Below are 24,918 nucleotides of genomic sequence, written 5' to 3'. Positions count from 1 at the left end.
AGGGTCTTTTCTTATGTTCAACTAAAGCACTTCAGTTACTCATTTAACAGAAATATAAGGCTATAGACGTTTGGGTTGCACGATATGCTCCATGCGTTTTGCAAGGCGAATGTCCAAACTAGAAACGCCGCCGGTGTCCTGATTGGTTAGGCGTACCTCGACTATATTGTATATATTACGCCATTCCGGATGATGTTCGAGTGCTTCAGCATAAAATGCCGCTTGGTTCATAAAACTCATCGCCTCAATAAAATCGCTGAAGTGATAGGTCTTGACGATACTATTGCCATCACGCTGCCAACCAGCAAGCTCTTCTAACTGTAGATCAATTTGCTTGTCAGATAAACTACTCATATTAATAACCTTTATTGTTATACGGATTGGTTTATTAAAAGTTATATTGGGATGGATCTCCTAATCTAAAATTGCTGCATACTAGTTGTTTGGGATAAAGGGCGGTAAGCTATACCAAATCTTGGTACTCAGGGTGCTTGCTGATATATGAGGCCACAAACGAGCATTGCGGCACAACCTTTTTATCATGTTCACGGGCGTAATCTAGCGCATGTTTGACTAGTGCTGAACCGACACCTTGACCGCCTAACTGTCGCGGAACGATCGTGTGGTCATAGACGAGGGTGTCATCACGGTCTTGATAGCTGATATAGCCCGTCTGACCATCGACGGTAGTCTCAAAACGATTCGCTGCTTGATTATGTGTGATATCTAGTGCTGATTTAGTGGTTTGGTTACTCATGATACAACTCCATTTATTATTATCGAATTTTTAATAACTGCCATATTTTCTAAGGATGAATGAAGAAGGCAGATTTATTAAATACTACGTCATCAGTAAATATTTTGTGCTTGGTTGAGTATGTATGATTGATATCAAACAATCTAGTCGCTTACCGTAATAGTCGTTATGACGATTGTTAATAGTATTAATGTCTTTTAATCTGCGTTAAAAATGTGAATATATCACCATATATAAGCTATCGCTTTACGAACGACGGGTGGTAAGAATCGACTAAGACCCTTTGCTGTCTCGCTCTCTGGTGTCGACTTATGTGAGTGAGTGGTGGTATCCGCAGCCGATACCGACTGGTAGGCTTGCCACTTTTGCTCGCTGGGCTTACTAAAGTGATGAATACGTCCTATTACTTGTCGTAGCTGTGTGCTAAAACGCCCAGTGTTGTAAGGCAAATCATATTTATGACAGATGGCTTTTACTTGCGGGGCAATACTGGCATAGTGGCTAGCTGGCATATCAGGAAAGATATGATGCTCAATCTGATGAGACAAATTGCCAGTCAAAATGTGAAACCATTTATTCCCTTTGATATTACTAGAGCCAAGAATCTGACGCACGTACCAGTCGCCTTCGCTCTCATCCGCATCGAGATGGGTATAGATGTGAGCCTGCTCTGTAAAATGGCCACAGAAAATCACCGCCCACGTCCACAGGTTACGAACCGTATTGGCTGCTATGTTGCCACTCAGTGTGCTCATAGCGCTACGACGACCTAAGGTCAAGGCGGCTACGGCTGGCAAAGCCACATAATCTTTACCAACTTGGCGGGCAATTTTGGCAAATAGTGCACGAGATTTTTGCTGCATGATTTTATGCAAGTTAGGGGAGTCGGCGTATTCATCGACACTGATCTGAATATCATGAAAGGCAACCGCCCACTCAAAGCCAAAGGCCAATACGGCAGTACTAAACATATTGTAGCGATCTTCTGGCGTCCAAGGCTGCTCATCTGTCACCCGAATCAAGTGATAGCCAACGTCATGGTCGCGCCCAACAATATTGGTAAACGTATGGTGTAGATAGTTGTGCGAGTGTTGCCATAATGGGACAGGGCAGACAATGTCCCAATCAAACTTCTGACTGTTCAGATGCGGATGCTGCATCCAGTCGTATTGACCATGCATGACATTATGCCCAAGCTCCATATTGTTGAGTATTTTGCTAAAACTAAGTATTGACGTACCCAACAGCCAAGCCCCTATCTGCGAGCGGCGTGATGACATGCGTCCTGCGACAGCCAGTAAACCACGGGCGACAAGCTCACTATAGACCACAGTCGCATAAATCCGCTGAATGTATTTGGCGTCATCGCTACCTAATGAGTCCATCACACCTTCATATAGCGCATTTAATTCTACTGTCAAGGCATCACTTTGTGCTTTGGGTAAAGGCGCCTGCGTCACAGTGGGATAAGGCGTTTGCTGTGATGATAGAGTTGGCTGCTCGCTACTATCTCTTGCCAACTGTGCATCGGACAAAGGCGTCAACATGGGTACGGCAGAATGTGCTGTATCAATAGGTGGTAATAAGCGCATATATAATCCTTAACCGAAATGGCACGAATAAGCAGCACTGGATTCGATTTTATGAGTCATCTAAGTTTTAGCATACAATATGAATTAACATCAGTCTATTTTTTGGTTTTAAGAGGGCGATAGTCAGGGGTTGGTGGTCGTATTTTTAATTTCAGCAGGGCTAAATGTCTAACACCACGTCTGTCATGGCGATATTGATGCAGGTTTGGATAGACTCGTAACCATCACTACTTATCTTGTAAGTTTGGATGTTTTTGACCACGCCGCTCACTTTATTGCAGCGGCACAACTGGCAAATTCCTTGCCTACAACCATGCGCCAGTCGTATACCTGCGTTTTCGGCAGCGACCAATAATGTAGTGTCGCTATCGAACTGCCGTTGCCGTGATCGCAAATACACCGTATGCGACTCTGTCTGTAGTGCATTATCTAGTACTTGATTACCACCGCTATCAAAATCAGGCAGTGCGCTACCGAAATTCTCTATAATAATATTGTCACGTAGCTGATTGCCTTGCGGTAAAATGATTTCTGACACTGCTTTATATAAGCCAGCTAATAACGCTTGTGAACCGCAGGCAAATATCTGAGTATCTACCAATGGTAGATTAAGTGATAACAGACCCTCTGCACTTAAGTATCGTTCGCCAGCCAAATAAGTCGCAGGGTTATCAGTATGGATAAAATGATAGCTGAAGGCTGGATAGATATCGCTCAGCTGTTGCCACTGATGTTGAAACTGGGCAAGTTTCGTTCGATTATAATGTAGCAACGCTACCTGATGTCCGTCTGCTAGTGCTTGCGCAATAAGTCCTAGCATAGGCGTGATACCGCTACCGCCAGCGACAAATAATAAAGGGTGTAGTTTTTGGTTATCTGGTTCTCTATTATCTAAACTTGTCTTTGCCTGTGCCAAAGTAAAATGACCCAGTGGCATACTGGTATCAACGATGCTAGATAGCGACAGTTGCTTGGTCAAATAGTCAGATACTAACCCTTGCGGTTTAACAGCAATAGTAACCGTATGGCGTTGGCTTTTTGCTGACTTAGTAATGACGGCATCATCTTGCCACCACAATGGCTGATTCGCCAATCCTACGAGTGAATAGCTGCGCTGATGATAAACCCCATCGATAAAAACACGTAAATCAAGATACTGACCGCCTTGCCAATCATCTGCCCCTTTGGATATCTGCTGCCTAAACGCTCGATTGGTCTCAAATTGCAGTGCAATTAAATCATCACTCATCTCGTATCGAGCAATAAGGCGTAGCTTGGGTGTCGTCAATGACCAAAACGGATGTAAGCGCGACCCGATAAAATCGACAAACGCACGTTGAACTATTTCAGGGCGATAGCCGTTGGCCATTAATCAGTACCTGTATAAATATTATTAAAAATATATGAGAAATAATGACTCAGCTTATAGCCAGTTTCATTAATGGCATACTAAACCATTATTTTTTGCGCTGTTAAGCCACTCTAATATGTTAACGGCTATTGATTAACTTTGCGAAAGTTTTGATGCTATTTTTTGTGGTTTTTATCAAACAGCAATGAATCAGAATGTTAAGCTCGTAACCTCAGAAAAATATTTTTGCCCGCTTTTATCCAGAAACAGCGATACTCTATGACAAAAGCTGCAAAACAAGGGGTAAAACAACCTGTTAGCTTGCAGGGTATGCGCCACAATGCGATAATGAACGATAATTTGTAACCCTGATTTTGAGTTACGGCACGCTTGGCAGCAGCGCTGAGTGGTATTTGCTGTTCTCTTCTATGCAGTCTATCGGAGTGTTAATGGCTCAATATATTTACACGATGAACAACGTGTCAAAACTTGTTCCCCCTAAGCGTGAAATCTTAAAAAATATCAATCTGTCCTTTTTCCCGGGTGCCAAAATTGGTGTCTTAGGCATCAATGGGGCAGGTAAGTCGACCTTGCTACGTATTATGGCGGGTGTGGATACTGAGTTCAGCGGTGAAGCACGTGCGCAAACAGGAACCAAAGTTGGTTACTTGCCGCAGGAGCCACAACTCGATGACAGCAAAGATGTGCGCGGCAACGTCGAGGACGGCATGCGTGAGGCGTTAGATGCGTTAGCGCGCTTAGACCAAATCTATGCTGAGTATGCCGAACCGGATGCTGATTTTGACAAACTTGCTGAAGAGCAGGGCAAAATGGAAGACATTATCCAGTCATGGGATGCACACAATCTAAATAACCAGTTAGAGAAAGCCGCCGATGCGCTACGTCTGCCACCATGGGACGCGGACGTGAGTAAACTGTCAGGTGGTGAAAAACGCCGTGTTGCTTTATGTCGCCTGCTACTATCACGTCCCGATATGCTGCTACTCGATGAGCCTACTAACCATCTGGACGCCGAATCAGTCGCTTGGCTTGAGCAATTCTTGCAAAACTATAGCGGCACTATCGTTGCCATTACCCATGATCGTTATTTCTTGGATAATGTGGCGCAGTGGATTTTGGAGCTTGACCGAGGCTATGGCTACCCGTATGAAGGTAACTATACTGAATGGTTAGAGCAAAAAAACAAGCGCTTAGAGGAACAACAGAAGCAAGAAGAGTCGTTTGCCAAAGCGCTGAAAAAAGAGCTTGAGTGGATTCGTAAAAATCAAAAGGGTCAGCAAGCGAAGTCTAAGTCGCGCGTACAGCGTTTTGAAGAGCTGAACTCAAAAGAATTCCAGCAGCGAAATGAGACCTCAGAGATTTATATTCCGCCCGGTCCGCGTCTAGGTAATAAAGTTATCGAGGTCAATAACATCTCCAAGTCGTTTGGCGATCGTTTATTGTATGAAAACCTAAGCTTCAATGTCCCAGCGGGTGCTATCGTTGGTATCATCGGTCCAAATGGTGCGGGTAAAACCACGCTATTTAACATGATTACTGAGCGTGATACCCCAGATACTGGTTCGGTTGATTTGGGCGAAAGTGTCAAGGTTGCCTATGTCGGTCAGGTGCGTGACAACCTAGACGACAAAAAGACCGTCTGGGAAGAAGTATCAGACGGTCTTGACATGATTACTGTCGGTGACTACACCACGCCAAGCCGTGCGTACATCGGCCGCTTTAATTTTAAAGGCTCAGACCAGCAGAAACATGTCGGTCAATTATCAGGTGGTGAGCGTAACCGCTTGCAATTGGCAAAAACCCTAAAGCAGGGCGCAAACGTACTGCTACTCGATGAACCCTCGAACGACTTGGACGTTGAAACCTTACGTGCGCTAGAGGATGCGATTCAAGTATTCCCAGGTACGGTCATGGTCGTCTCGCATGATCGCTGGTTCCTTGACCGTATCGCCACCCACATCTTGGCGTTTGAAGAAGAAGGCCCAGTGTGGTTCGATGGCAACTACAGTGAGTTTGAAGCCTATCGTAAAAAGACAATGGGTGATGACGCCACGCCTAAGCGTGCTAAGTATAAGAAAATCACCAACTAATACCATTGTTTGGTATATTGGAACTGCATAAAAAAAGACCGCTAATCAATAGCGGTCTTTTTTGTTTAGCTTAATTGTTTAAAAGTCATGACTAACGATTAACGCTTACGCCCAAATTTACGCTGCTTTTTATTACTAATCTCAGTAATAGCACGAGTGATTTCTTCTTCGTTTAAACTTGCGACTTGCTGCAAGATTTGCATCATATCAGGCGTCAGCACATATTTGGCATGACTGGCGATGTCATTGATACGATGGTCAAAGGTCAATATGCCCGTTTCATCATCTTTTTGTAGATAATCAAGACGAGTCAAAGCGCTGATAAAGCTAGTAAATAATGCGCGATCAAAGAAGTCAGGAATATCATCGGCATACAGTACAGACAAGCGTTGTCCAAGCAAATGGCACAGGTCAACGACTTCGCTTTCGGTCAGATTACCAGAGCCCTGCTGAGCGAGTAGGGCAAGCGTCATAAAATAACGCTCAAGACTTTGCCCAACGGGTGTCGCCAGTACTTGTAGCTGTTGATAGCGCTTGCTATTAGACTCAGGAACACTAAGCGTGTCATCACCCAACTCAACAATCAACCCATGAGAGAGTAAACTATCGACTTTTTTGTTGAGCGTCTCCGCCAAACCATGCGCTGGGTAGTATAAGAACAGCTCACCTTGCAAGAATGGGTATAACTGCTCAGCGATACTATCTAAACGACTGCGTTTGATACGGCCGTTACGTGCCACTAGCGCTGATAAGAAAGACAGCAAGATAAAGACGTGTAGAATGTTATTGCGGAAATAGCTGAGCAATGCCGCTTGCTTGCCAGCGACCTGAATGATATCGCCCAAGATGTGCGGCGTACGCTCTATGAGTTTTAGCTTGATGCCATAATCAATGATTTCTTGCGGGCTCATATCTGTGATGACAGTGTCATCTGCATAAGGAAGCTGTTGCGCAAGGCCTTGGTACAAAGCGATTTGCTCACGGCAACTGTTTTCATCCAGTGCCGCTTTCGGTGCGGATAGTAGTACCAATGATAGCAGCGACACAGGCGTTATCACGGCAGCTTTATTGATGTGCTGCATGACTTTTACACCGATATTATCGACCATGGCACTGGCTTTTTCATCGAGTGGGGAGTCGGTGCGATCGGACGGTAAGCTGTTGGCTGGAACATCGAACTTTGTCATAAAATCGCTAAGATGCAGCGGTGTACCAAAACTTAGATGTACATTACCAAAAATACGCTCAATTTTACGACCCACTTTGAGTAGCCCAATCAACGATTCTGATTCTTTTGGTTTGCCCTTTAACTCACCGATATAAGTGCCGCCTTCCATAATACGCTCATAACCAATATAAGTTGGGATGAACACCACAGGCTTATTGGTTTGACGTAACTGGCTATGTACCGTCATCGCCAGCATACCCATTTTGGGCGGTAGTAGGCGACCTGAACGTGAGCGACCACCTTCAATGAAGTACTCGATCGGCGTATTACGCGTGATAAGGGTATGCATATATTCACGCAATACGGCGGTATAAAGGGCATTGCCACGGAAGCTACGACGAATATAAAAAGCGACAGCGCCGCGCAATAACGGTCCCAATACTGGCACATCTAAGTTATCACCTGCTGCGATATAAGGGATACTCAAACCGCGTTTATAGATGACATAAGACAACAATAGATAATCAACATGGCTGCGATGGCACGGCACATAAATCAGCTCATAATCGGTCGCAAGGTCACGTACTCGCTCAAAGTGATGGACTTCGACACCGTCATATAACTGTGTCCATAACCACGTTAAAAACTTATAAAACCCACGAATAATGGAATGAGAATAGTCATTCACCATCTCATTGGCGTATCCTCGCGCTTGACTACGAGCGTCGCGTACGCTGGTGCCTTTTTCGGCAGCTTCCAGCTCTATTGCGTGCTTAATCGCTGGCGAGTAGACCAGTTTATCGACCAAATTACGTCTATCCGACAAATCAGGGCCCAGCATACTGGCGCGCTGCTTGTCTAAATAAATCGTCAATTGCTGCTGTAGCATCCGCACGAGTTCACGATTGCCATCAGCAGCCGCCACGAGCGTATAGCTAGGTGATTTTTCAGCATCAGTTTTGACATCATTATCCGTCGTTGCTGATTCAGTATCTTGTGAGTCTGTAGCAGGTGAGCTTTTAGTACTTGAATCCTCAGAAACCAAATCTTTAGAAACCAAATCTTTAGAAACCAAATCTTTAGAAACCAAGTCTTTAGAAACTGAGCCTTCAGAAACTGAGTCAAAAACGTTAGGGCCCGCGCTTTCACCTTTGAGGCTATCATTGATGATAGTACGCAAATCTTGGGGTGGGTGGAATTGTACAAAGGTATCACGGCCCATCACGCCGATATTAAATAACTGCTTGCTGATACTCGGGTCTTGCCAATTGTCAGCGGTTAATAGTTTAAATAGCGAGTCTTCTTTTTCAGGGGCGCGTCCCCACAGGATAGATACGGGTACTAGGCGCACCTTTAGCTCTGGATATTGCAAAACCGCAGAGACTAAGCGAGAAAGGCGCGGAGACAACTGATTGTCTTTGGCACTTGGGTGATTCAAAAATATGATGGCTGCATTTTCTTTGATATTGTGAGCCGCGTCATTGACCCCAACCAATGCAGGCGGCAAGTTATGCTCTTGCGTCTGCAAATCGATCAAAATACTGTTGGAGCGAGAATAATCCTGTAGCACATAAAATCTAAGTACCTGCTCGTCGCTATCAAAATCAGGCAATTCACCCAATAATTTCGGTTTGACAGCAACATCGAGTAGCTGTCCCGATAGTTTACGATACAGCTGATTGATCGGAGCATTAGCGTAAGGCTTGGTGACGATTGGACCCGCGTCAGTTTCAGAAGTGCGGTCAGTGCTGACTGGCGCTTTAAAAATCCGTTTTTTTAGGAACTTCGGTATCATAATCAGTATCAAAAATAGTCAAATATGTTGCGCTTATGATGCCATAAAAGCCACTAAAGCGATATATAGTGTCTGTATATACTGCTAATATTAATACTATTGGGTTACTCACTAGTAAGCGAGCAATGATATAAAACGGTCAAGTATTTGAAAGTTACGATATTTGGCGTAATAATATATTGATGCCATGTCTATTTAATCCTTAATCCGTATGACGCCTATTCTTTAGTTCTATTTTATTAAGCCGAAATATTATGACGCCAGCTATCGATCTTGCCAAAAAACGCGGTCTTGATTACCGCATACACGAATACACGCATGACAGTCATGCGGCCTCTTTTGGTTTAGAAGCCGCAGAAAAGCTTGGCGTGGCGGCAGTGCAAGTGTTCAAAACTTTGGTGGTATCGACCGATACTGACGACCTTGCGGTTGCGATATTGCCAGTAGATAAAACCCTCAATTTTAAAAAAATGGCCAAAGCCTTATCCGCGAATAAATTGTTGTCCTGCAAAAAAGTACAAATGGCAGATCCCAAGCAAGTAGAACGTAGTACCGGCTATGTGTTGGGCGGCGTCAGTCCACTCGGGCAAAAAAAGCGCCTAAAAACAGTCATAGATAGCAGTGCTCAAGATCAGACAACGGTCTATGTCAGTGGCGGTCGTCGCGGTTTGGAGATTGAGTTACCACCAGCGCAATTAGCCAACACACTTGATGCGCATTTTAGTGCGATTACTGATGAATAATACAAATAAACGTTTTACGGCGATGAGGCAGAGCGCGTAAACTAATAAGCCAACTGATCTATTACTTTCTCTATTTAAGGATGTCCTCATGCCGCATTTAACCGTTCAAGCTACGCCCAATGTCAGTATCCCTCACGAAGAATCATTGCTAAAGTCGCTCAATAAAGCATTATGGGACAGTGGATATTTTGGTAAGCCGACAGATATCAAAACACGTATCTTACCTATTGAGACGTTTTTGGTGGGTGTGGAAGATGATGAGCAAGCGAATGGGTTTATCTATGCCAATCTAAAACTGATGAGCGGCCGCGATATAGAGACTCGTAATCAGCTGGCTGAGCTCTTGGTCGCTACCATCGAAGAAAAGATCGGAGACGAGCAATCAGGTCGTGCGGCACTGCAAATATGCGTAGAAGTCGAAGAGATTAGTGCGGTATATCATAAGAAGATGCTAGGTAGTTAATGTTAAACGCTTTAACCTTTTCCAAAGCGACTTATTATATTTTGAATACTGTTGTTTGAAGGCGTTAGACGTATATGGTTAAGCGGGCTTGCACAAAGACTGACTAGCAACCTTTGGTAGTATCATGACCTCAACTTTATAGCCTGCTGTTTTGCCATGAGTGGCCATAAGATTACGTGCGATACGGAGTCGGTATTTTCCCGTTTGTGGCAGACAGCCTTGATAAATGATACCGCCTTTGGTGCCATCTTGGGTACCATCCGGCATATGCAATACACCGACGTTAGCAGTCTCGGGCGTACCTGCAAGTGGTGCAATGTTAATAACGGCATATTGCTGACTTGCAGCATCGAAACGATACCACTGCTCATCGGTATGAGGAGCGAGTTTACCAGTGACGACGCTAGTAACAGCGCCTTTTGCAAAATGCAGAGTACTATCGCTACTTTTGGCCGCTGCACTGCTGATGCCAATACTGACGAGCGTGGTACTAATGACCAATGCTCGTATATATCGAGCAGCTAAAGCCGTGTTTTTATCGTTAGGTAAAACCATTATTTGCTCCTAAATTACAGGTTACTTTTGATAGTCTTTAATCATAATACGGTCAGTTAAACACAAAAAAGCGCCTAAATGATAGGCGCTTTTTTATACGTTATTGATACTGTATTAGTCTAAGAAAGCAAAGCTGTCGATATCCATCGCTGTCATGCTCTCGCTTGGTGCGACCATGGATTCAGCATGTCCAGAGGTACGTGGTAGCAGCTTGTCAAAATAGAATTCGGCGGTTTGAATTTTTGCTTTGTAGAATTCTGGTGCTTCTGTACCGCCATTTTCAAGCTTGTCATAGGCCACGGCTGCCATACGTGCCCAGTGGTAGCCCATCATGACGTAACCTGAGTACATCAAGAAGTCATCTGATGCGGCTGAGATGATTTCACGGTCTTTACGAGCCATTAGCATCAAGCGTACTGTCAAGGTGTTCCACTCAGCGCACAGCTTGGTAAGTGCCCAAACAAATTTACGCATGTCTTTATCAAGGGCATACTCGCCGCACCATTTCATGATGCTTGAGGTATAGTCACGGATGATTTTACCTTTAGATTGCAAGATAACCTTACGGCCTAATAGATCCAATGCCTGTACGCCAGTCGTACCTTCGTACATGGTCGCGATACGAGCATCACGAGCAATCAGCTCCATACCCCATTCTTTGATATAGCCGTGGCCGCCATAGACTTGCTGACCGTGTTTGGCCGCTTCGATACCAAGCTCAGTCAAGAACCCTTTTAGGATTGGCGTATAAAAACCTAGCTTGTCATCCCATTTTTCAAACTCTTCTTCATCGCCATTGACAATGCCTTGTGCCATTTTGTCCGCATAGCGTGCTGAATGATAAATCATTGAGCGACCGCCTTCAGCAAAGGCTTTTTGCGTCAAGAGCATACGGCGTACGTCAGCGTGGTGGATGATCGCATCAGCTACTTTTTCAGGGTCTTTGGTACCAGAAAGGGTGCGCATAGAGCGGCGTTCTTTGGCATAGGGCAATGCATTTTGGAAAGACAGCTCCGTATGTGCCAAACCTTGGATACCAGTACCGATACGAGCAGTGTTCATAAAGGTGAACATGGCTTTTAGGCCTTTGTGCGGTTCGCCAATTAGGTAGCCAGTAGCACCATCGAAGTTCAACACACAGGTAGAAGACGAGCTGATACCCATTTTGTGCTCGATTGAACCGCAAACAACAGCATTGCGCTCGCCAGATTCGCCTTCAGCATTCGGCGTGAATTTTGGTACGATAAATAGCGAGATACCGCGTGTACCCTCTGGCGCATTTGGTAGGCGTGCTAAAACAATATGAATGATATTGTCCGTTAGATCATGCTCACCACTTGAGATGAAGATTTTGGTGCCACTGATTTTGTAGGTACCATCATCCTGCGGGATGGCTTTTGACTTTACCTGACCCAAGTCGGTACCACATTGAGGCTCGGTCAAACACATCGTACCTGACCACGTTCCTTCGACCAATTTTGGTAAATAAAGGTCTTTTTGCTCATCGGTACCGTACTGCATGATAGTGTTGATACAACCTGTTGAGAGGCCAGAGTACATCGCCCACGGCCAGTTGGCAGTACCGATCATTTCAGCTTTGATTAAGTTGATTGATGTGGGTAGGTTCATTCCGCCGTACTGTTCAGGATACGAGATACCTTGCCAGCCGCCTTCTACAAATTGGTCATAAGCTTCTTTAAAGCCCTTTGGTGTGGTGACTTCGCCATTTTCAAAATGACAGCCTTCTTCATCGCCTGATTGATAGATAGGAGCAAGGACGTTTTCAGCAAAATCTGCCATACCCTGTAGGATCATATCTATGGTTTCAGGATCCGCGTTTTCGCCATTGTCTAGGCTTTTATAATGCGTTTGGTAATCAAATACATCATTAATCAAAAATTTGATGTCACGTAGAGGTGCTTTGTAAGTTAACATAATCGCTCTCTTTGGTTGGTTCGCTATCATAGACTTACGACGCAATATTTGAGTCAAGAGTCATGTCAGCGATGTGTCATTATTTTAATCGAGATAGATACTATATCTGTTGTTATGAGTGCTAGTAATAAACAGCGAGTCCATTGTGAAGGGCTTTAGGACGTCCTTGTTGAGCGTCAGCTATTATTGCGTTGATATGATTATAAATCTTATAGACCAATAAATATACAATTCATAACTATTATTCATGACTTTTACCTTAATTAATTAATTTTAGTTTTATGAAGTGGCTGATATATGTGCTGGACGTGCTCAAAGATCATCTGTTATAGATGATTGATGATAAGCAGAAGACCGAAGAGTAATAGACATAATATAGTCGAACCACTATTAAAGTGTTACAGCGTTAGACTCGTTTAGCCTACTACTGTAGTACTTGCACTCGTCTGCCTTGTACCACTTTTAATATTGATTGACTATAAATAAGGCAGACCCTCTATGAGTGAGTCAAAATTACACAAACAAACCTCTTGGTTGACCGCGCTATTCACGCGTATTAAGGGGCTCATTGATGGTGAACTTGGGCATTTACTAACCGTCAATCGTAGCCGAAGACCCTGGCATATGCCTATTGTTGCTGCGATTGCGATCAGTTTTCCAGTATTTGTGGGGGCTTACTTTGGTGACTTATCTGCTGGAATCAAAGCGTCGCTAGGGTCAATGATTATTTTAAACCTGCCATTGGTGGGCGGGTTACCTTATCGATTGGTAACAGTGATGGCTTGGGGATTTGCCATGATACTCAGTTTTGCGCTGGGTTTGATGGCGCAGCAATTACCTATACTCAGGCTGCCTGTTTTTATGCTTGTTGCGCTTAGCGTGGTGATGTTGGGTCGATACTATAAGCAGCCACCACCAGCAGGGCTATTTACATTGATGGCTGGGGCAATCGCGCTTTTTATTCCTGTCCCATTAGATCGAGTGCTCTCAGCGATAGGGCTTGTGTTATTGGGTAGCGGATCTTCGATGTTGCTCGCGCTACTGTATACACTGTTTTTGCTCGCCACACGTCCTATTGCCCCTGCGCCTAGTTATCATTATGAGCCAGATATGATCAGTGATAGCCTCATTGTCGTAAGTTTCATCAGTCTGGCGTTGGTAATAGCAGTTTTATTAGACATGCCTTATCCATATTGGGTGGCAATGAGCTGCTTTATTATTATTCAAGGCATCCAGCTGCGAACCATGTGGATCAAGCAGTTGCATCGTATATTGGGTACGTTGGTTGGTATGGTGGTTGCCAGTTGGATGCTGTCTTGGGGGCTCTCGACATGGGGTGTCGCCGTGGCTATATTATGTATGATGCTATTGATTGAGTCGTTTGTCGATCGGCATTATGGGCTGGCGGTGATTTTTATTACACCGTTGACGATATTTATCGCAGAGTACGGCAGCACGATGGCGGTGCCGCCAGTGGCAGGAGATGTCATTCATACGCGCATGATTGATACGGCACTTGGCTGTGTGATTGGTCTGAGCGGTGGTTTGGCCATCCACTCTACACAATTGCGTGTACCACTGCGGCGTTTGGAGCACTGGCTGCTGCTGCGCTTTAGTGAATAATAAGCAGCAGTTTGATGCTGCTGATTAAGAGTTCCATTAAGTATTTTGACTCAGTGCTTCTGTTGCTTTTGAGACATCAATTGTATGACCAGTCCAGCGCTCAAAACTCAATGCTGCTTGTCCGATGAGCATGCCGTAACCTTCAGACGTTTGGGCATCACGCGCCGCGAAATGCTGCAAAAAGGGTAGGTCGCGCCCATACATCATGTCATAAGCGTATTGACAGTGTAGAGTGTCATCCAGCGGCAGTTTATCGCCTGATAAGCCAATAGAGGTGGCATTGATAATCATATCAAACGTGCCGCTCAAATCCTTGGTGGCACAGGTCTGAATCTGCTGCGCTGCAATCACCGAGCTTGCTGCGCTCAGCTCATCCACCAAATCTACCGCTTTACTCACTGTGCGATTGGCAATAGTCAGTGAGCCAATACCTGCTTGAATCAGCGGTAGTATGACACCGCGCGCCGCGCCGCCTGCGCCAATCAGGGCAACGCGAGCACCGTCCAGTGGCCAACCTAAGCGTGTTATATGATTAACGAGCCCTTGTCCGTCCGTATTATCGCCGTATATGGCCTCTTTTATCGACGCGCCTTGTTGTAGTAGCGCCTCATTTATCATGAGCGTATTGACCGCGCCTGCTGTTTTGGCATGCTCTGACAAGCCGCCGCGCGCCGCACAGCAGTCATAAGCGACTTGCTTAAAAGGTACGGTCACGTTAGCACCCATACCACCACCATGAAAAAACGCCTCAATGACCGCTGTAAAACTGGCAGCATCGTCAGGGCAATACTGGCGCTGATAGCGAATATCAATACCAGCCTGTAAGGCAAACTGCGCATGAATTTCAGGGGATTTGCTGTGGGCAATCGGGTTGCCAATAACGATGAAGTGTTGGGTCATAAAGGGTCCATTGGCTAAAAGAGGCAAGACATCATTAAAAATGCATCGCTTACGGCCATTTATCATAAGCGATAAAATGATGATTGACAAACCAATGGCTCACTTCATAAGCCTTATATCGGGCAGAGTTTGATGAGTGATATATTTAACAAATATGTACCCTCTGGGAACGTTATGTGTAGCCTAAAAGGTAGTCAAGCGCTGAGCAGTTGGGTAAACTATCGATTATATGTTAATTAGTATAATATGCTCTAATGACTGTTAGGTTATAACTTTTATTACATACATTCTTTATTAAAAAAACCTTTGTTATCGGTGGCTTATGGGCCAGCTCGTTAATATTCTTTTAAGATCAATCTAAAAGTGTGAGTAAATTAACCATGTGGAATCATAACCTTCAGACTCTTCTAGTCGGTACGATAATGGCAGTTAGTGTGACGCTTGGCGGCTGTGATAGCACCAAAGAGGATGCTCAAAATCCAGAGACAAACGCTGAGAGCAGCGAGCAGGCTGTGGCTGAGGCTCCTGTAGAGAACAGCGCGGTAGACAATCCTGATCTAGATGGCGCGACCGCCCAACAAGGTACACCAGTAAAATACGATGTCTCGGCATGGAACGCTGACAAGGGCGAGCCCCTTGGCACCGATGAGTTAGATAGTATCAAGTCAGCATTTGGTAAAGTAATAAGTACGGATGAAAATAGCCTAGACTATGCCAGTAATCCTGCCACCAAATATCGCTTTATGAAGACGGACGCGCCTTATCTAGATATTATCGACTCCGAAAAATACCTTGAGCTTGGCTGGTATTATGCCAATCCGACCGATTCTGATAAAGAAAAAGAGTTGAGCCAAGACCATGCCAAAAAAGCCTACCAACTATCGCGCCGACTGATGGGTGATGAGGGTGGCAAAATGGTCGCTGATATGCTCAGTAATCAAATCATCAAAAACAGAGTCATTGGCGGACAGAAAGTGGAACTGGCAAAATGTGAGTTTTATAGCTGTATGCTAGTCATCAATAAATCCGCTGCCCAAACAGACAATAGCTAAGCGATGCTAGACATGACGTCACTGCCCAACAGCTGGGTATGTCTATATCCACAAGACGATACGGCAACTAGCAAAGCGGTGACACTGTCGCCAGACAACCGCGGCCTAGCATATGCGGATGGATTTTTTACGACCATGGGTGTGATGGACGGACTCATCCTATGGGCAGACTACCATCATCAGCGGCTCATCTCCCATGCCGACGCCTTGCAGTTAGATATAGACTGCGAGGAATTACTGGCAGTATTAAAAATATATGCCCAGCAGCTAGAGCAGGGTATGCTCAAGCTCGTGGTGACTCGCGCCGCACAAGACATTCGCGGTTATGGCTATGTACCAAGTGAATCAGGAAGTGCTTGTGAGATCTGGCTAAAACCGGCTGTTATGAGAGTCTCCACGGCTGTGGTACTGTCATTACCTGATGGCAATCTAGTACCCATGCAGCCGAATGCCTCGGCGATATGTTTATCTTCACAGATTGCCTGCCTGCCGCCATCGCTGGCAGGACTCAAAAGCCTGAGCCGCCTAGATAATGTCCTTGCCAGTGGCGAGCTACAGCGTATAAAAGCTGAACCACTGGCGGCTAACGTTACAAAGAGCCTCAGTGAAGGACTGCTACGTGATATGAGTGGTCATTGGGTTGAAGGTACGATGAGCAATGTGTTCTATCAGTTAGCAGATGAGCCTTTATGCGAATCTGAAACGCACCCTAGTGGCCACGAAGGTGTTGAGAACAAGCATGAGAGCTATCTAACAACAGGTCAATGGTACACCCCTTCCATGGAACAATCGGGCGTTGCTGGTGTGATGCGGCAAGTGCTCATTGATGCTTTGTCCACGACAAAATATCCAGTGGTGATACGGTCGTTATCAGATGAGGACTTGCCTAGGTTGACGCGGTTATTCTTTTGCAATGCGCTGCGCGGCATCATGCCTATTAGCAGTTTGACGTTATTGTCAGGTGATATTGTGGACTTTAAATCTGTTTAGCTGTTATTTTCTTTATTTAATAAACGATAGAAATGTTGTTTAAAAAACTCTTTTCTCCCTTCATGTTGTAGGTCTTCATAGCGCGCTTGGCTAAGCTGTAAATATACAGTTTCCTGCTCAATACCAATAAAACGTCTTTCTAAGACATTACCTGCGATACCTGTTGTTGAAGATCCAGCGAAAGGGTCAAGTATCAAAGCATTTTTTTTAGTAGAGGCTAAAATCATCTGTGCCAATAATGCCAAAGGTTTTTGCGTAGGGTGCTTACCACAAGATTTTTCCCATTTAGCAATTGCTGGCAAGCGCCACACATCTTTCATTTGCTTATCGTTATTGAGTCGTTTCATCAAGTCGTAATCGAAATAATGTGGCACTTTAGGATGTTTTCTCGCCCAAATAATGAACTCTGTAGAATGAGTGAAAAACCGACAAGAAAAATTAGGCGGTGGGTTGGTTTTTTCCCAAGTTATAACATTAAGTATTTTAAAACCAAGCTGCGGCAAAATACGACCCAGAGTAAAAATATTGTGATGTGTACCACTGACCCATAATGTCGCATTATCTGCCATTTTCTCTCGGACAGCAAAAAGCCATTCATAGGTGAATAAATAAGCATCATTGTCACTGACAAGCTTGTCCCACTGACCTTTATTGACTGACTGGACTTTACCGTTTTTGACTGTTAAACCATCATGGAATGTACTGGTCAAGAGAAAGCGCTCTACTATTATCTATACGCTTATACATTAATGTTCACAAGGACTGAGAGCTACTTTTGGTTTGAGCTAGCTACTCATCCTCTTCTACGCCAAAGATAATAAATTCAGTATCAAGCATATCATCAGGTTCTAAAATAATATCCTCGCTTCTATACATTTCTCGCGCTTTTAGTAGAGCAATTTCACCATCTTCTGCAACCACTTCTATAAGTGCACTCATCGTTTCGATTACTTCTATTTGATAAGTATTTGAACCGCCTGTCTTTATCATAAATATCCTCAATAATTAAAGTCTCTCATATATCACTTCAGTTATTTATACCAATTAGATTAGCAAAAGCCCTCAAAAGAAGTGATCGTCTTTTGTTACGCAGACTTGTGCCATAAAGCAAATCGATCAATGATCCTTTTTCAATAGAAATTTTTAAAAGGACAATATCGCATGCGTTCGGTATATAAAGATCAACGAATTCCACTACAAGTTCGTAGATTGATGATATTTAATAAAGTTTGCTGTGTAGCAAAAGAAAATCCTGATGAAGTAATTCACTTACCTTGCTATTCACAGATAGCATTTAGTATTGTTTATTCTAAGAAAGATAAAAAATACACAGCGTTTGGAAGTGTGTTTAAGTATGCGCATACCCGTCAAGAAGTCATTGAACAAGGTTTAGATAAGCAGTTTCATGAAGATACTGTGATGTGTGCAATCACAACCGAAAGACAAGCTTTTACTAAAGTTTCTCGCACTCCGTTAGGGCTGTTAATGAGCTGGAATAAACAGGTAAAAAATCGAGCTTATACCTGTCTCGATGGCAATGTGAAATACTTTTTCAAAGTAAATGATGAGCTAGAGCTAGATTATCCTCCTCACAAGTTTTACGGTCGTTTGGTTGCTGCCAAAGGTTTGCCATTATGGGATGATAAGTGTTCTTAGTATAACTTTTGATAATGGCCACGGCTTATAAATTCAATAATGCCTTTATCTCGTAATACCTGTAACTGTTGGCGAATTTTATCTTTTACGTGGTTGTTTTCAGGATGTTTGAGCTGTAACTCATCAGCAAAAGCATAAACCTGATTCAGAGAGAAGTGAGCATCAAGTCGATCGATACATTGCCAAACATCTAATGTCCAGCCACGCGACTCTATAGATTGCGTGCGTAAAAATAGGGTTTTTTGGAATTGCTGGGTAACCGACTCTTTATCCATAATTTTTTGGTCTTTGACCAAAAAGACTTTGCCTGACTCTGGCACTTTTCGTAAGTCGATATTACAACCCACCCAACCTGCGCGTTTGGCAGTCACTGATAATGGTTTGCGCTTAACAATAATATCGGGCGTAAAGAAATGCTTGGGAATAATGAGAAAGTTATTAACGGCGTATGCTTTTGAGTAGGTCAAAAAGAAAAAACTGGGATTGTCCTTACTATTGATACGCTCAACCATCGTCTTATAAGCGCCATCATTAACGATGTTGCTTAACTTGGCTTTTTTACTTTTTAGCTCATATTGCTCATTACAGTGCGCGCAGTAAAAATCAGCAACAGGTTGACCGTTAGCAAATTCAGTCAAAGGCTGCTCGCTACAATTAGGACAGTAACCATTTTCTGTTACCCATGTTTCACTGAGAACACGAATAATCTGTGATTTAGAGTGATAGTTTTTGGCGAGTCTTTGGTCAAAATATAGATTCATAATAGAGTGTCAGCATCGATGGACAGTGATAAAAATACCAGTAAAAGGTGGGAATGTTGAGCCATATAAATCAGTGTATAGACCAAGTTAATGCATAAGCTAAGCAAATACCATTGAAAATCGTACGGTTCAGTGCTAAATTCTAGCAAACATCTGCCTCGCGAGTTGCCATGAGCAAGCCCACACCCAATACACCACCTGAACGTCCCAATAAGTCGCCATCGAATAAGCAAGATGGCACAGTCGAGGAGCGTGTAGACACCACGCTACCGGACGCGCAACCAGTGGTAGATAGGGTGCAAGACACGCCAGCGACCAATGTCTCACTGATCAGTGGCAACAGCAAACCGCGTCAATATAAAGTCAACAATCCCTCATTTTTTATGCAGCGCGGTTATCAAGTATTGCTGGTGCTAGGGCTCATTGCTGCATTTTTCTTAGTCATGGTGTATCAGACCTTGTTTGGTCGTATCGAGCAGCCGCAGCAAATGGTCACGATTGAGCAAGGTCAGACGTATTATGGCCTATTGCCGCAGTGGCAAAATCAAATTCCGCTATTTTCGGCCAGCGTAGCCAAGCTATATATTAAGTCGCAAGTCGATGCGCCTTTGCATGCAGGCATTTATCAATTACCTGAAAATCCAACCATTGCTGAGGCATTGCAAATATTAGAGCAGGGCGCAAAAGCAGCTATGGTAAAGGTGCAAATCATCGAAGGCAAAACCTCAAAAGACCTCTATCAAGCGCTGCGTGATAATGACAATATCGAAAAAGAAGTGCTGACCGCAGACAGTGATAATGCCAGCATTGCACAAGCGTTAGATTTGGCTGGTATATTGCCAGATAACGTGACCAACAGTAGTGATCCTATCGTCAATCATAATCTTGAAGGGTGGTTTGCGCCCGATACCTATTATTATGGTGAAGGGACGAGCGATAAAAAAGTGCTCACGGACCTATATAAAAGCCAGCAAAAAGCGCTGACTGATGCGTGGGAAAACCGTGCGCCTGACCTACCTTATAATAGCCCTTACGAAGCACTAGTAATGGCATCTATCATCGAAAAAGAAACCAGCGTACCAGAAGAGCGTCCGCTAGTCTCTGCCGTGTTTAGAAATCGCTTGGTTAAAAACATGCGTATGCAGACCGATCCGACCATCATTTATGGTATGGGTAGCCGTTATGATGGTAATATCCGCCGCAAAGACATCGATGAAAAAACGTCTTATAATACCTATCAGATTGATGGCTTACCGCCAACGCCAATCGCGCTGCCATCTGCTGCGTCTATCGAAGCCACCTTGCATCCTGCCGATAGCGACGCCCTTTACTTTGTGGCAACTGGTAACGGCGGACACAAATTTACCAATAGCTTGGCTGAGCACAACCAAGCGGTAAAAGACTATCTGAGCGTCATGCGCGAGAAAAAATCTCAAACACCGCCGCAATAAAGCACTTCTTTATCTCTTATAAAACGTATCGTTTATTGAGCGCTATAATCTAACGATAGCGCTCACCGATGACATAAGGTCATATCATGTCAGTATCTATACAGACCAACGCGCCATCCGCACAAACGAGTACAGCATCGTCCACGCTACCGGAATCAAATGCTTCACAAACGACGACCGCACCTATTGCAGGGCGGTTTATTAGTTTTGAAGGAACGGAAGGCGTCGGGAAAACCACGGCGATTGAACAGCTATGCTTGCAACTAGAGAAAAACGGTATTCACTACCTTCGTACGCGCGAGCCGGGTGGTAGTCCGTTTGCTGAGCGACTGCGCGATATATTGCTAGATCCTGCAACTGAAATTGAGGATGATACAGAGCTTTTATTATTATTTGCAGCACGCTGTGATCATATGCAGCAAGTCATCCTGCCTGCGCTACAACGTGGCACATGGGTTATTTGTGACAGGTTTACGGACTCTACTATTGCGTATCAGGGTTTTGGACGCGGACATGGCGATAAAGCGATGCTGACCAAAATTGAGACGCTGATCGAGCAGTTTGTGACGCAGTTGCCTGAGCTGACTTTATGGCTTGATTTACCTGTAGCAGAGGGCATGGCACGCGCCAATAAGCGCAGCGCAGCAGATCGCTTTGAGCAGCAGGCAATGGCGTTTTTTACTTGGGTACATACCGGTTTTAGTCAACTTGCAAGCTCGCATCCTGAACGTATCCAGCGTATCGATGCGTCAGGCAGTACTGATGAGGTGAGCGCGCGAATATGGCAGGCAGTCGTAGACAGATTTGATGTTGAATAATCATATTTGAGTGAGCATGTTTATCTTGTAAGTAGATTTAATAATCAAGCAGATATGATAAAAATAAAAAGCCCCAGCATGTCGCTGGGGCTTTTTATTGATGACAGTTTGTTATTTAACCAATTATGACGTTAGCGGTTAAATAACGATAGAGTTTATTTATCACTATTTTTGTCATTCAGCTCACTCTGTTTGGCTTCTTTCCCAACCGCGCCAGAAGCGTCGGTGTCAGCTTTGGCAGTCGAATGAGTAGCACTGTCTTGACCAGAGTCAGGGAGACGATTGGGATCAAGCGCTCCTTTTTTATTTTTAGGCGCGTTGCCATTACCATTGGCATTACTATTACTAGACGGCTTAGTCTTTGAGGTCGCGGTCGAGTTTGCTGTCATCACACCTGTGTTCGCTGTGTTGGTAGCCTCTGTTTTTGGTGCTACTGCCTTATCATCGGCCGCGACTGTCGCAGTATTGGACTTATCTATGGCGCTGTTCGCATTAGGGGCACTGGCGACGCTTTGCTCAGTATTTTGAGCCGTATTAGTTGGTGCCTCTGGCGCTGGTTTTTGTAGGTTATCGCTGCCCAGCTCTTTTTCTTTACGCTTTTCAGGCGCTTTTGAGCTGGACTCAAAATTGGCATCGGCGACCATACGCGCTTGCTCTTGTTTTGGTGTTACGTCCACTGGTTTTGGCTGTACTTCATCATCCACAACTAAGGAGATAAGCTTGCGATCGCGAGGCACCGTACCTTCGAACTTATCAGTAATGACGTGCAGCTTGCCTTCTTTGTCTATGGTATATAGCGGCACAAACTGCTTGTTATCCGCTTTATACTGCTCAAAGCTATAGCTGTCAGTGATGTTGGTGATTTTGATGCGGGCTTTTTTGGACAGCATACTAGCAAGCTTGGTATACGTCACATCTTTGCCAAATAGCCACTGTGAGTGAAAATTGGACTGCTTGTCGTCGCGCTCACTTTTGACTTTTTCATCACTGAACTTGAGGCGGTATAGCTTACGCTCGCCAAATTCATGACGATAATGAATCTCAGACAAGGTATTCATCTCTTTGTCCATACTCATGGCAAACAGACGCCCAATACCAATCAGATCAAGATGGTGATCAGCGTGATCAGAGATTGGGTTGCCAAAGTAAGTACGCAGTCCGCTCATGCGTGCGCGCGCGATATTGGTATAGTTATTATGGGCGACGATGACATCGAAGCCTTGCTCTTTAAGAGAGGTGGCGATGAGTAGGGCAATCGGGTTTGAGCCGACGATAAGAATACCGTTGGTCTCAGGCTCACGTACGCCCAGCAAGTTGCCGACCATCTTTGCGCCCAGACCCTGAATCATTACCGTACCGATGATGACCATAAATACCAATGGTACAAGCAGCTCAACGCCTTGAATATCATACTCTTGCAAACGAATCGCAAACAGGGATGAGATAGCAGCAGCGACGATACCGCGAGGGCCAATCCAGCTGATCATCAGCTTTTCATTGGTTTTGAGGTTGGAGCCGATGGAGGACGCCCATACTGATAATGGACGCGCCACAAACATGACAATAGCAAGGAGCACCAGACCTACAAATCCTACGCTCAATAAACTTGCCAGCTCTACACGAGCGGCCAAAATAATAAATAGCACAGAGATCAGTAGAACGGTTAAAGACTCATTGAACTCTAGAATCGTCTCGCGTGGGAATTTTGGCCAGTTTGCCAAAGCCACACCCAGTACGGTCACAGTCAATAATCCTGATTCATGCTCCAAGTGATTTGATACCGAAAACAAGACCAAGACGAATGCAAGGGTAAAAACATTGCGCAAAAACTCAGGAACCATATGGCGCCGCATGAGGAACGCCAGTAACCAAGCGCCTGCCATACCAAGTGCCGTTGCCAATACGACAATTTTGGCAAATAGCAAGATACTACTGGCTTCACCGCCTGAGATGATATATTCATAGACCAATACCACGGCAATTGCGCCGATTGGATCAATGATAATGCCTTCCCATTTTAGGATATTAGAGATGGTTTTATTGGGGCGTACGCTACGCAACAGCGGCATAATGACCGTCGGACCGGTCACGCAGACCAGCGCACCAAACAGGAGTGCAATCAATGGGTCGACATCGAATAGCAAATAAGTCGACAGCGCCACGATAGCGATGGTGATGAGTACACCAATCGAGACCAGCATTTGCACCACAGTACCATGCTGCTTGATCTCATCAAACTCTAGCGTTAGCGAGCCCTCAAATAGAATAATTGCCACGCCCAAAGAGATAAAGGGGAACATCAGCTCACCTAATACCAAATCAGGGTCAAACACCCCCAGGACTGGTCCGATGATAATGCCAATGAGCAATAAAAATAAAATGGACGGTTGCTTCAAATACCAAGCCAGCCATTGGGCGGCAATGCCAATCCCAACCACGCCGGATAGCAATAGGGCGGTATCCATAAATTAATCCTTTTGTAATCTTGTCATATTTTATATCTATCCATAGCTGCTATAAGATAGTCGCTACCGTTCGTTTATGATCAATTGTTATCATTACTGATTATATCTGGGTCATCACATTGATAGCCATCATGAATCGCAACATGAGCTTGAGATGATATATACACTATAAAGTAGCAAGGGCAAAAGCATTCTTAGACAAATAACAGTGGTCTAAAAATGCAAAAGATGGAAAACAGGGATGATGATAGCAAGCTTGATAAACGAGTAGTCGATAGCATTTTTACTAATTGACTTTTGTTTGTTTTATGATTTGTTTTGCTTGCTATCATAACATGATTTGATTCATATACATGTATATAGAGCCTGCCACGATATCAGCGCGCAGCCACAAAATTGTACAAAGTCAGTATGAAATAACCATGCCTTGGGTTATCCTGCATTATGTAAATAATGGCAAGATAACGTTTTGTCCATCATACAGTAGCTACGTTGGTCATGCACGCCGCTAAAACAACAATAATATGACGTCAATCAGAGACCGTATATTGGCGCTGAGGGTTTATGTTTACTAAAGCCAACAACCCTGGTTTTGATTAAAATAAATATAAAAACGGGGCTGACATGATCGTTACTATATCAGCCTAGCGATAAAACATATATGAAATCGATGCATAGCACGAATACCATCGTGTAATATGAGTATAACGATATAGTCAATCCTAAATAAAA

General features: G+C 44.3%; 21 protein-coding genes. 9 read left to right on the top strand and 12 right to left on the bottom strand.

Features of this window, described 5'->3' with window-relative positions:
• Positions 1 to 60: 60 nt before the first annotated feature.
• The 4 genes from B3V51_RS12165 to B3V51_RS12150 form a co-directional block, all read right to left on the bottom strand.
• The gene (locus B3V51_RS12165; RefSeq protein ID WP_071002546.1) at positions 61 to 354 is read right to left on the bottom strand and encodes a 4a-hydroxytetrahydrobiopterin dehydratase; all 294 of its coding nucleotides are present in this window, start codon (positions 352 to 354) and stop codon (positions 61 to 63) included.
• Between the two features lie 109 nt (positions 355 to 463).
• A complete protein-coding gene (locus B3V51_RS12160) occupies positions 464 to 757 on the bottom strand; it encodes a GNAT family N-acetyltransferase (RefSeq protein ID WP_071002545.1) in 294 nt (97 codons plus the stop codon).
• Positions 758 to 981: 224 nt separating this feature from the next.
• The gene (locus B3V51_RS12155; RefSeq protein ID WP_093069821.1) at positions 982 to 2,349 is read right to left on the bottom strand and encodes a fatty acid desaturase family protein; all 1,368 of its coding nucleotides are present in this window, start codon (positions 2,347 to 2,349) and stop codon (positions 982 to 984) included.
• Positions 2,350 to 2,509: 160 nt separating this feature from the next.
• The gene (locus tag B3V51_RS12150; RefSeq protein WP_093069823.1) at positions 2,510 to 3,718 is read right to left on the bottom strand and encodes a flavin reductase family protein; all 1,209 of its coding nucleotides are present in this window, start codon (positions 3,716 to 3,718) and stop codon (positions 2,510 to 2,512) included.
• Positions 3,719 to 4,149: 431 nt separating this feature from the next.
• Here B3V51_RS12150 and ettA point away from each other — a divergent pair, with 431 nt between their 5' ends.
• On the top strand, positions 4,150 to 5,811 hold the full coding sequence (gene ettA, locus B3V51_RS12145) for an energy-dependent translational throttle protein EttA (RefSeq protein WP_071002540.1): 1,662 nt from the start codon (positions 4,150 to 4,152) through the stop codon (positions 5,809 to 5,811).
• Between the two features lie 98 nt (positions 5,812 to 5,909).
• Here the strand turns inward: ettA and plsB are convergent, their stop codons facing one another.
• Positions 5,910 to 8,774: a glycerol-3-phosphate 1-O-acyltransferase PlsB gene (gene plsB / locus B3V51_RS12140; RefSeq protein WP_212564019.1), complete on the bottom strand. Its 2,865-nt coding sequence runs from the start codon at positions 8,772 to 8,774 to the stop codon at positions 5,910 to 5,912.
• Positions 8,775 to 9,028: 254 nt separating this feature from the next.
• Between plsB and ybaK the strand changes: the two genes are divergently transcribed.
• Both ybaK and B3V51_RS12130 read left to right on the top strand, forming a co-directional pair.
• A complete protein-coding gene (ybaK, locus tag B3V51_RS12135; RefSeq protein WP_212564018.1) occupies positions 9,029 to 9,517 on the top strand; it encodes a Cys-tRNA(Pro) deacylase in 489 nt (162 codons plus the stop codon).
• Positions 9,518 to 9,605: 88 nt separating this feature from the next.
• Positions 9,606 to 9,980, top strand: coding sequence for a 5-carboxymethyl-2-hydroxymuconate Delta-isomerase (locus tag B3V51_RS12130; RefSeq protein WP_212564017.1), 375 nt, complete (start codon positions 9,606 to 9,608; stop codon positions 9,978 to 9,980).
• Positions 9,981 to 10,058: 78 nt separating this feature from the next.
• On the opposite strand, the gene B3V51_RS12125 is transcribed toward B3V51_RS12130, so the two are convergent.
• Both B3V51_RS12125 and B3V51_RS12120 read right to left on the bottom strand, forming a co-directional pair.
• Positions 10,059 to 10,535: a hypothetical protein gene (locus B3V51_RS12125; RefSeq protein ID WP_212564016.1), complete on the bottom strand. Its 477-nt coding sequence runs from the start codon at positions 10,533 to 10,535 to the stop codon at positions 10,059 to 10,061.
• 114 nt (positions 10,536 to 10,649) lie between these two features.
• A complete protein-coding gene (locus B3V51_RS12120; protein WP_212564015.1) occupies positions 10,650 to 12,470 on the bottom strand; it encodes an acyl-CoA dehydrogenase C-terminal domain-containing protein in 1,821 nt (606 codons plus the stop codon).
• A gap of 498 nt (positions 12,471 to 12,968) precedes the next feature.
• Here B3V51_RS12120 and B3V51_RS12115 point away from each other — a divergent pair, with 498 nt between their 5' ends.
• On the top strand, positions 12,969 to 14,093 hold the full coding sequence (locus B3V51_RS12115) for an FUSC family protein (protein ID WP_212564014.1): 1,125 nt from the start codon (positions 12,969 to 12,971) through the stop codon (positions 14,091 to 14,093).
• Between the two features lie 36 nt (positions 14,094 to 14,129).
• Here the strand turns inward: B3V51_RS12115 and aroE are convergent, their stop codons facing one another.
• Positions 14,130 to 14,993, bottom strand: coding sequence for a shikimate dehydrogenase (gene aroE, locus B3V51_RS12110; RefSeq protein ID WP_212564013.1), 864 nt, complete (start codon positions 14,991 to 14,993; stop codon positions 14,130 to 14,132).
• A 365-nt stretch (positions 14,994 to 15,358) separates the two neighbouring features.
• Between aroE and B3V51_RS12105 the strand changes: the two genes are divergently transcribed.
• Both B3V51_RS12105 and B3V51_RS12100 read left to right on the top strand, forming a co-directional pair.
• Positions 15,359 to 16,045: a hypothetical protein gene (locus B3V51_RS12105; RefSeq protein WP_286708497.1), complete on the top strand. Its 687-nt coding sequence runs from the start codon at positions 15,359 to 15,361 to the stop codon at positions 16,043 to 16,045.
• 12 nt (positions 16,046 to 16,057) lie between these two features.
• Positions 16,058 to 17,035, top strand: a complete 978-nt coding sequence (locus tag B3V51_RS12100) for an aminotransferase class IV (RefSeq protein ID WP_071003716.1) — start codon at positions 16,058 to 16,060, stop codon at positions 17,033 to 17,035.
• Here the strand turns inward: B3V51_RS12100 and B3V51_RS12095 are convergent.
• Positions 17,032 to 17,745, bottom strand: a complete 714-nt coding sequence (locus B3V51_RS12095) for a DNA-methyltransferase (RefSeq protein ID WP_071002532.1) — start codon at positions 17,743 to 17,745, stop codon at positions 17,032 to 17,034. The two genes, B3V51_RS12100 and B3V51_RS12095, sit on opposite strands and share 4 nt — an antisense overlap.
• A 79-nt stretch (positions 17,746 to 17,824) precedes the next feature.
• A complete protein-coding gene (locus B3V51_RS12090; protein WP_071002531.1) occupies positions 17,825 to 18,025 on the bottom strand; it encodes a DpnD/PcfM family protein in 201 nt (66 codons plus the stop codon).
• A gap of 171 nt (positions 18,026 to 18,196) precedes the next feature.
• Here B3V51_RS12090 and B3V51_RS12085 point away from each other — a divergent pair, with 171 nt between their 5' ends.
• Positions 18,197 to 18,691, top strand: coding sequence for a hypothetical protein (locus B3V51_RS12085; protein WP_212564012.1), 495 nt, complete (start codon positions 18,197 to 18,199; stop codon positions 18,689 to 18,691).
• Here B3V51_RS12085 and B3V51_RS12080 read toward each other — a convergent pair.
• Positions 18,688 to 19,452 carry a DpnI domain-containing protein gene (locus B3V51_RS12080; RefSeq protein ID WP_286708496.1) on the bottom strand — a complete coding sequence of 255 codons (765 nt, stop codon included), beginning with the start codon at positions 19,450 to 19,452 and terminating at the stop codon, positions 18,688 to 18,690. The genes B3V51_RS12085 and B3V51_RS12080 overlap by 4 nt on opposite strands.
• A 170-nt stretch (positions 19,453 to 19,622) precedes the next feature.
• Between B3V51_RS12080 and mltG the strand changes: the two genes are divergently transcribed.
• Complete coding sequence (mltG, locus tag B3V51_RS12075; RefSeq protein ID WP_093071433.1) at positions 19,623 to 20,903, top strand: endolytic transglycosylase MltG; 1,281 nt, start codon at positions 19,623 to 19,625, stop codon at positions 20,901 to 20,903.
• A gap of 185 nt (positions 20,904 to 21,088) precedes the next feature.
• The gene (tmk, locus tag B3V51_RS12070; protein WP_227674224.1) at positions 21,089 to 21,721 is read left to right on the top strand and encodes a dTMP kinase; all 633 of its coding nucleotides are present in this window, start codon (positions 21,089 to 21,091) and stop codon (positions 21,719 to 21,721) included.
• A gap of 155 nt (positions 21,722 to 21,876) precedes the next feature.
• Here tmk and B3V51_RS12065 read toward each other — a convergent pair whose 3' ends face one another.
• Entirely contained in the window at positions 21,877 to 24,186 is a 2,310-nt protein-coding gene (locus tag B3V51_RS12065; RefSeq protein WP_227674195.1) for a cation:proton antiporter, read from the bottom strand.
• Positions 24,187 to 24,918: the final 732 nt, after the last annotated feature.

It is taken from the genome of Psychrobacter sp. UBA2514 (assembly GCF_002341255.1).
Classification (GTDB): domain Bacteria; phylum Pseudomonadota; class Gammaproteobacteria; order Pseudomonadales; family Moraxellaceae; genus Psychrobacter; species Psychrobacter pacificensis.
This window is presented reverse-complemented; position numbering and strand designations above follow the sequence as displayed.